The sequence below is a fragment of the Pirellulales bacterium genome, from assembly GCA_035533075.1.
Classification (GTDB): domain Bacteria; phylum Planctomycetota; class Planctomycetia; order Pirellulales; family JAICIG01; genus DASSFG01.
Map to the genome: position 1 here is coordinate 1 of DATLUO010000284.1, position 7,452 is coordinate 7,452.

At 64.1% G+C, this 7,452-nt stretch carries 7 protein-coding genes; 5 read left to right on the forward strand and 2 right to left on the reverse strand.

Annotated elements, in window-relative coordinates:
- Nucleotides 1–154 precede the first annotated feature (154 nt).
- The 4 genes from VNH11_35530 (at nt 155) to VNH11_35545 (ending at nt 3,623) form a co-directional block, all read left to right on the forward strand.
- Nucleotides 155–1,102 carry a hypothetical protein gene (locus tag VNH11_35530; protein ID HVA51707.1) on the forward strand — a complete coding sequence of 316 codons (948 nt, stop codon included), beginning with the start codon at nt 155–157 and terminating at the stop codon, nt 1,100–1,102.
- Nucleotides 1,103–1,145: 43 nt separating this feature from the next.
- The gene (locus VNH11_35535) at nt 1,146–1,787 is read left to right on the forward strand and encodes a TIM barrel protein (protein ID HVA51708.1); all 642 of its coding nucleotides are present in this window, start codon (nt 1,146–1,148) and stop codon (nt 1,785–1,787) included.
- A gap of 402 nt (nt 1,788–2,189) precedes the next feature.
- A complete protein-coding gene (locus VNH11_35540) occupies nt 2,190–2,471 on the forward strand; it encodes a helix-turn-helix transcriptional regulator (GenBank protein HVA51709.1) in 282 nt (93 codons plus the stop codon).
- 87 nt (nt 2,472–2,558) lie between these two features.
- Nucleotides 2,559–3,623 (forward strand): winged helix-turn-helix transcriptional regulator, encoded by a 1,065-nt coding sequence (locus VNH11_35545; protein ID HVA51710.1) that lies wholly within the window; start codon nt 2,559–2,561, stop codon nt 3,621–3,623.
- Nucleotides 3,624–3,906: 283 nt separating this feature from the next.
- Here VNH11_35545 and VNH11_35550 read toward each other — a convergent pair whose 3' ends face one another.
- The gene (locus tag VNH11_35550) at nt 3,907–4,272 is read right to left on the reverse strand and encodes a hypothetical protein (GenBank protein HVA51711.1); all 366 of its coding nucleotides are present in this window, start codon (nt 4,270–4,272) and stop codon (nt 3,907–3,909) included.
- Between the two features lie 144 nt (nt 4,273–4,416).
- On the opposite strand from VNH11_35550, the gene VNH11_35555 reads away from it, so the two are divergent.
- Nucleotides 4,417–4,677 carry a hypothetical protein gene (locus VNH11_35555; protein HVA51712.1) on the forward strand — a complete coding sequence of 87 codons (261 nt, stop codon included), beginning with the start codon at nt 4,417–4,419 and terminating at the stop codon, nt 4,675–4,677.
- On the opposite strand, the gene VNH11_35560 is transcribed toward VNH11_35555, so the two are convergent.
- The coding region (locus VNH11_35560) for an AAA domain-containing protein (GenBank protein HVA51713.1) at nt 4,656–7,452 on the reverse strand (2,797 nt) is incomplete at its 5' end. The two genes, VNH11_35555 and VNH11_35560, sit on opposite strands and share 22 nt — an antisense overlap.

Here is a 7,452-nt window from a genome sequence, read left to right on the forward strand (position 1 = left end):
CGGCACGACCTGCCAGCCGCCGCACCAGTGCCGCCAGCGGCCGCTGCCTCGACCTACTTTGACGAAGCCCCCCTTTTTCTTTCCAAGTAGTGGCTCACTTTACCTGAGCAGAGGCCGGTCCTTTTAGCTGAGCGGCATAGCGCAGGACGTCGACTTGATCGCGTTTGGGTCGCTCGCGCGCCAGGAGTGGACGTCGGGCAGCGACGTCGACTGGACACTGCTCATCGACGGGCAAGCCACGCCCGACCATCGACGAATCGCAAGGCAAATTGCCGCACGGATCGGAGCGACCGAATTTCGTGGAAAAAAGCTCCCTCATCCCGGCGCCGAGGGCATTTTCGGGAGCATGGCGTTCAGCCATGACATCATCCACCACATCGGCGGCCAATCCGACTCCAATCGGAACACGACCCAGCGGGTTCTGATGCTCTTGGAGGCATTTCCCGTTCGACAAGCACCCTACGCCGGCGAGCTGGGACCTTATGAGCGCGTGACCCGAAATATTCTGTTTCGCTACCTTCACGACGACACCAATTTCGCCGCAACGGGGACGACGGGCTCACGCATTCCACGGTTCTTGCCGAACGACATCGTGCGGTATTGGCGAACGATGTGCGTCGACTTCGCCTACAAGGAATGGGAGCAGGCCAGTGGCAAGTGGGCGATCCGCAACATCAAGCTGCGAATGTCGCGCAAGCTATTATTCGTCTCGGGGTTGCTCACCGTCTTTAGCTGCTTCAGGAACGACGCACTACAAATCGACGCGGTGAAGCCCGACGAGCATTTGCCGATGATGGAAAAGCATTTGACACGGTTTGTGCGCTCCACGTCGGTTAGTATCCTGGTATGGACGCTCGACCGCCTTGGGATGGCCTCCCAGGCGGCGGACATCCTCACGCGCTATGACGACTTTTTGCGGCGACTCGACAAAGCGGACGTTCGCAGTCATCTTGGAAGCTTGCCGGCCCATGACGTTTACCGCGACCCGCAGTTTTTGGAGTTGAGGGAAACCAGCCATCAATTCCAGGACGCTCTCGACGAGGTATTCTTCAGGGCGGACACGGATTTGCGGGAATTCACGCTACGCTATGGGGTGTTTTAATATGGTGGTTGGATTTTCAACGGGAAGTCTTGCGTTGGGCAACGTGCGGCTGGGCCTGCAGATGGTCGAGGGGCACGCCACGGCGGCCGTCGAACTTTCGGCACTGCGCGAAGAAGAGCTCCCGCCGCTGGTCGGCTCGCTGGACGACCTCGATCTTGCCGACTTCCGCTACATTTCGCTTCACGCGCCCAGCAAGCTGAAGGCGATGTCGGAGAGCGAGGTGGTGCGGTTGCTGCGCCCGGTTGCCGAACGCGGCTGGCCCGTTATCGTTCATCCCGACGTCATCGGCGACTTCGACGAGTGGCGCACGCTCGGCGACCGGCTGTGCATCGAAAACATGGACAAGCGGAAGCGCACGGGGCGGACGGCAGGCGAGCTGGCGTCGTTCTTCAGGGAATTGCCCGACGCGACGCTGTGTTTCGACATCGGCCACGCGCGGCAGATCGATCCGACCATGTGCGAGGCCGACGCCATCCTGCGGCAGTTCGGCGGGCGGCTCCGGCAAATCCACCTGAGCCTGGTCAACTCGCAAGGCGGGCATGAGCCGTTGAACTACGAGAGCATGCTCGCCTTCCGCCGAGTGTCCCACCTCTTGCCCAAAGATGTTCCGATCATCCTCGAAACGCCCGTCGCGGCGGCGCGGATCGAGAACGAGCTCGAAAAGGTCGGCTGGCTGATCGAGTGAACCCGCGACCTGGCGCGGGGGCGTGGCCGAGAACCGCCGACCCGGCTTCACTGCCCGTGCAGGCATGCTAGAATAGGGAAAATGACCGGCTCGGTTGGCGATGGGGGTGAGATCGCCGCAAGCAATGCCAAATGACGCCCAGGTCGAATTTTGGTCCGTGGTCAGGCGCTGCATCCGTGAGTTTCACGCCAGGCGGTCCACGTCTGCCCTGAGCAAGGCGACACGTCTGCGCAAGAAGATCGAAGGCCTACCCTTCGAGGAAAAGGAGCTCTTTTTCCATGCAGAGCCATTCGACGTAGCTTGCCGCCTGGCGGGGCATTCGCTTCGAGTCGAAGACTACCTCGCGCGGTATCTGGAGATCCGCGACGGCGAAGGCGATCGCTGTTGCTGAGCAGGCCCGATATGCCACCCGACTACCCCTTTTCGCCGGATTATGCCGTGCCGCCCGGAGCCACGCTCAAGGAAACGCTCGAAACGAAGGGAATTTCGCAGGCCGAGCTTTCCTTGCGAACCGGGCTGGCTGAAAAGACCATCAGCCAGATCATTAACGGCGTCGCCCCAATCACGTACAACACCGCCGAGAAGTTAGAACTAGCGCTCGGTGTCCCGGCACGCTTTTGGATCAACCGCGAGCTGGTTTATCGAGCGGCGCGACCTAGCGGTTCGCCAAGGAGAACACGCTAATTCCCCGAACAGCCTTAGGCCGCGGCGAAGATGCCTGATTGAGACGGCCAAGTTGACAATCCGTTCAGGCAAGCTATTTTAGTAAGGATGACGCCGCCTCGCGAAAATGACGCCGCTCCGGAAATCGTCGACGCACTGGCCGAATTGCTGGGCCAGCCGTTGAAGGAAATTCGCGTGCAGGAAGCAGCGGGACCGCGCCGCCCCGACCTAGTCGTTTCGACGCCGGGACGGTATTTCGTGGCCGGATACAAAAATGTCGCTTCCGCAGGGCCGCTGGCGGGCGCCATCCGGCATCTCAGCGAGCAAGCCAAGGCAGTTCACCGCAAAAAAAGCGCGGTGCCGCTGATGGTCGTGCCGTTCATGGGGCCGGTCGGAGAGCGGTTGTGCGAAGAGGCGGGCGTGTCGTGGCTCGATCTTTCGGGCAATGCCAAGATCGTCGCGCCGGGGCTGAGAATCTGGGTCCATGGACGCCCGAACAAGTACGCCGCTCGCGGACGGCCGCCCAACGTGTTCGCCCCCAAAAGCTCGCGCGTGTCACGTCAGCTTCTGCTTCGTCCCGAACGGTTTCAGACGCAAAGCGAACTTGCCCGCGAAACGGGGCTGGACGACGGGTACGTCAGCAAGATCGTGCGGCGGTTGGAGCAGGAAGAGTACCTCGACGCCAACGAAACGGGAGCGGTGCGGCCGCGCGATCCCGCCTTGTTGCTCGACGCCTGGCGCGACACTTACGACTTTGGCCGCCACCGCATCCTCAAAGGCCACGTGTTCGCTCGGTCGGGCGAAGATTTGCTGGCGAAGCTGGCCGGGCAGCTCGCCCGGCCCCAAGAAAACTTTGCCGCTACCGGTCTGGCGGCAGCCTGGCTCTATCATCATTACGCGGCGTTTCGGCTGGTGACCGTTTACCTTTCGGCCATGCCGTCGCGGGCGGTGCTGAACGAAATCGGATTCAAGGAGCAACCGAGCGGAGCGAATCTCTGGTTGGTCGTTCCGCAGGATGAAGGCGTTTTTGCGGCCAGCCAGGTCCGTGACGCAATCCGCTGCGTGAGTCCCGTTCAAACCTACCTCGACCTGAAGGGACAACCGGAGCGGGCCAAAGACGCCGCCGCCGAGTTGCGGAAGAAGTTTTTGAACTGGGGGCGGCATGGAAAGTAAGCCGTCTGTTGCCGCGGCCTATGCGCCCGCCGCCGTGCGGCTGGTGCATGCCGCGAGCCTCTACATCGCCACGAAGTTGCGTCGACTCGGTTGGACCAATGCGCGTCGCCGAGTTTTTGGGCGATCGCCACGACGCCGACAATCGCGCCGATGCAGCCGGCGCCGTGCGAGCGCTTTTGGGACTTTGTCGAACGGTAGCTTGACGGAGCACAAAGCTCAAGAAACGCGCCCGCGATGCCGGCTTGGCCATCGTCGAGGTCGATGCGCCTGCACGACAAGATTTTCAGTCGTCGAGCTCAGCCAGCGTATCGCTGATCGCCTGCGCGACGATCTTGGTCACCAGCACGTAACCATATCGCTTGCCGTAGCGCGTCACCTGTTCGCCGCTGGCGGTCTCGGGCACCGATTCGCCGAGCGCCGTGACGTCAACCACGGCCCGCAGGTTGCCCGCCTTGGCCTCGGCGAGACCGAAATCGGGTCGCCCGGATCCCGTGTCGGCCAGTTCCGCGTGGCGCGGACCGCCGGATCGAGCTCCGTCCCGACGGCATTGAGCAGGTTTTCCAGGGCCGCGCGGTAGGAAAGTTCCGGCGTGCCCCGGCGGCTGGCGCGGATTTCGAACAGGCGATCGAGATAGGCGGCCGGGCTTCATCTCGCGGCCTCCGGGGCAGGCTTGAGAAGCTTGACGTAGGCCGAATCGAGCACGCGAATGCGTTTGGCCATGGTAAACTACTCTCGAATACGGTCCAGGCCAGCGCGGCACGGCAATGTCGGCTGCGATTCTGACCTTTGGCGCATGGGTTTGCCAGCAGGCAAGATCGAGCATGGCCGAGAATTGTGCGATCAGGCCGGAGACGTCGCGAGCCAAGCCTCGCCGGACGGATCGGTCGCCGACAGCGGCGAATGCCGTAGCGACAACGGGCCCGGACCGCAAACGGTCGAAGCGGTGCCCGGCACGGGCATCGCCGTCGAGGACGACGACTCATCGCGGGCCGCGCTGGGCGCGCGGTTGACAAGCCTCGACAGCCAAAGCGACTATCTGGCGGTGTGCCCATGACTGCACGCCTCGCGCTTCAGCCGCTCGTCCAAGCGCGCCAGCACGCGATCGCGATCTTCGAACCATTCTTTACTCAGCACGTGGGCGATTTGCCAGCCGAACGCTTCCAGCAATTTGGGCTTCATCAGCTCGCGCTCCAACACGTCGGGCTGCCGGTAATAGGCGTCGGTGTCGACCAAGATGCCCAGGCGATACGCCGCGTCGTGCGGCCGCCGCACCGCCAGGTCGCAACGGAAGTGTGATTGACCCACCGCGCGATCGACGCGCCAGCCGCGCGACTCCAGCGCGGCGGCCACCTGCTCCACGACCGCGTCGGCGCCCTCGTCCGTCGCCGCATCGTCGCCGCGCCAGTCCGACAGGTCGGACAACACTCGGTCCGCCGTGGCGGTGTCGCCCGACGAGATCGCCGCGGCGTAGCGGAGGTAGTTCTTCAGGCAGGCCGCGCCGTCGTTGTAGTCGTTGGTGATGTCGGCGGCCACGATCGAGCTGACCAGCACCATGTGGTGCTTGGCCCGCGAGAAAGCGACGTTGAGCCGCTTTTCACCGCCGCTGCGGTTGATGGGGCCGAAGTTCATCAGCATCTTGCCGTTCGGTCCGCGGCCGTAGCACACGCTCTGGATCACCACGTCGCGCTCGTCGCCCTGAATGTTCTCCAGGTTCTTGACCAGCAGATCCTGGAACTGGCCGTCGTCCTCGCGTTCGTACTCGGCCTCCAAGCGGCGGCGGAAGTCGTCGTCGTCGCGGGCCAACTGGGCCAGCGCCCCGCTGATCTCGTCCTGCTGGGCCTCGGAGAAGGCGATCACTCCCAGACTCAAACGCGTCTCGCGTCGCAGCAGCTCGCGGACCAGCCGGGCGATGTACTCGGCCTCCGGGCGATTGCGGCGATTGTCGTAGAGGCCGTGCTCCAAGAAGTGAAAGCTGATCGGACGCTCCAGCAGCGGCCCGACGAAACGTTCGGCGTCGTCGGCCGACGCGGCCCGCAGCTCGTCCTGGCCGGCCGCGGCGAACCGCTCTTCGGGCACGGTCAGCAGCCGGCCTTGATAGAAGGCCCGGTTGGAAAAGCTGATCAGCGACTCCGAACGGCTGCGATAGTGCCAGCCCAGCATCCGCGACGGGAGATTGCGGACGGCGTGATTCAAGAAGCTGCCGCTGTCGAGATCGTAGGCCACGACTTCTTCGCCCTCTTCGACCAGCAGGCGGTCGGCGTCGTCGTGGTCGCCGCGGGCGGAAAAAAAGTCGGTGGGCGGCAACTGCATCTCGTCGCCGACGACGATCGCCTGGCGCGCGCGAAAGATGGCCGGCACCGCCTCTTCGACGGTGATCTGGCTCGCTTCGTCGAAGATCACCACGTCGAACAACTGCTCGTCGAGCGGCAGCGTGTCGGAGACGCTGAGCGGGCTCATCAGCCAGACGGGCTTGAGGTCGCGAATGACCGTGCCCGACGGCCCCGCCGCCAGGTCGCGGATCGACTTGAAGCGGATGCTCTTGCCGAACTCGTGCTCCAGCTCGCGGCGGCCGGCGGTGTAGGTCTTTTTGAATTCTTTTTGATCGGAGTCGAGCTGAGCGGCCGGCTGCGAGGCGACGCCGACGTGTTCCCAAAACGCCTGCCGCACGCGGTCGCGGACCGCCACGGCGTTGGCCTCGCGCCAGCGGCCGCACGATTCCGCCAGTCCATCGACGTGTTCGTCGCGCGTCGTCGTGGTGAACTTGGCCAGCGAGCGGTCGCCGCGCAGTGCGTCGTCGAGGCTGCGCCGGGCGGCGGCGGCTTCAAGCTGCGAGAAATCGAGCGGTAGCTCGCGCACCGCGTCGGCCACCGCGGAGGGCAGTTCGGCCAGCATCGCCAGGCAAGGCAGAAAGTCGGGCAAGTCACCCAGGGCGTCACCAATGGCTGTCAAAGCGCTGCGAATTTCCTCGAAGGTCCGGCGGTGCCCGTTGTCGAAGAAGGAGTCGAGTTCATGCTGGAAAGAGTCGATCGCCGGTCGGGCGGCCACCAGTGCGGCGACTTCGTCGGCCTTGGCCGTCGGTTTCATCAGCCGGTCGCGAAACCGGCCGACCACGCCCGAGGCATGGCCCGATTCGCCCCGCAACCGCTCGACGAGTTCGATGAATTCCGTCGGCGACTGCTCGCAACCGAATTCCTGCTCGATGCGAGCGGCGAAGTCGCTCACTTTCGCCGCCGCTTTGTACTCGTTCTCCAGCAGCTCGAAAACGTATACCCAGCCGGGCGGCACCTTGTGCAAGCTGAAATCGTAAGAACGGCTGAGGAGCAACCACAATCGCCACCAGTCGAGCTTGAAGAACGGGAACAGCTTTGGCTCCAGGCTCCGGGCCCGGGCCAAGGCGACGGAGACGTCTTCCGGCGGCAGCTTTATCACCCAGCCCTTGGCCGCTTGCCGCTCGCGCTGCGAGGCGGCCTCGGCCGAGCGGTATTGCTTGACGAGCTTGGCCAGCCGCTTCGATGCCTGGCTGCCGGCATCGAGCAAAGGCGTTTGCCCCACGCGGGCCAGCGGCTCGACCGACTCCGCAAAAGCCACAAGCTGCCTGGCCTTGTCCAAGGTGTCGGTCAACTCGGCGGGCAGCCGCGCGCGGGCCAACGCCGCTTCGACTTCCGCCAGGGCGGCCGCGGCATTCTTCAAACCTGCGCCGACGCGCTCCATCGGCCGCTCGTGGCGCGCCAGGTCGAGGTTCAAGTCGCGCAGCGGGTGCCGGGCCAGCAGAGCATCGTTTTGACCGTGGGGCGGCCTTCCCAGGCCGTCGTTCGAGGCAGACGGCCTG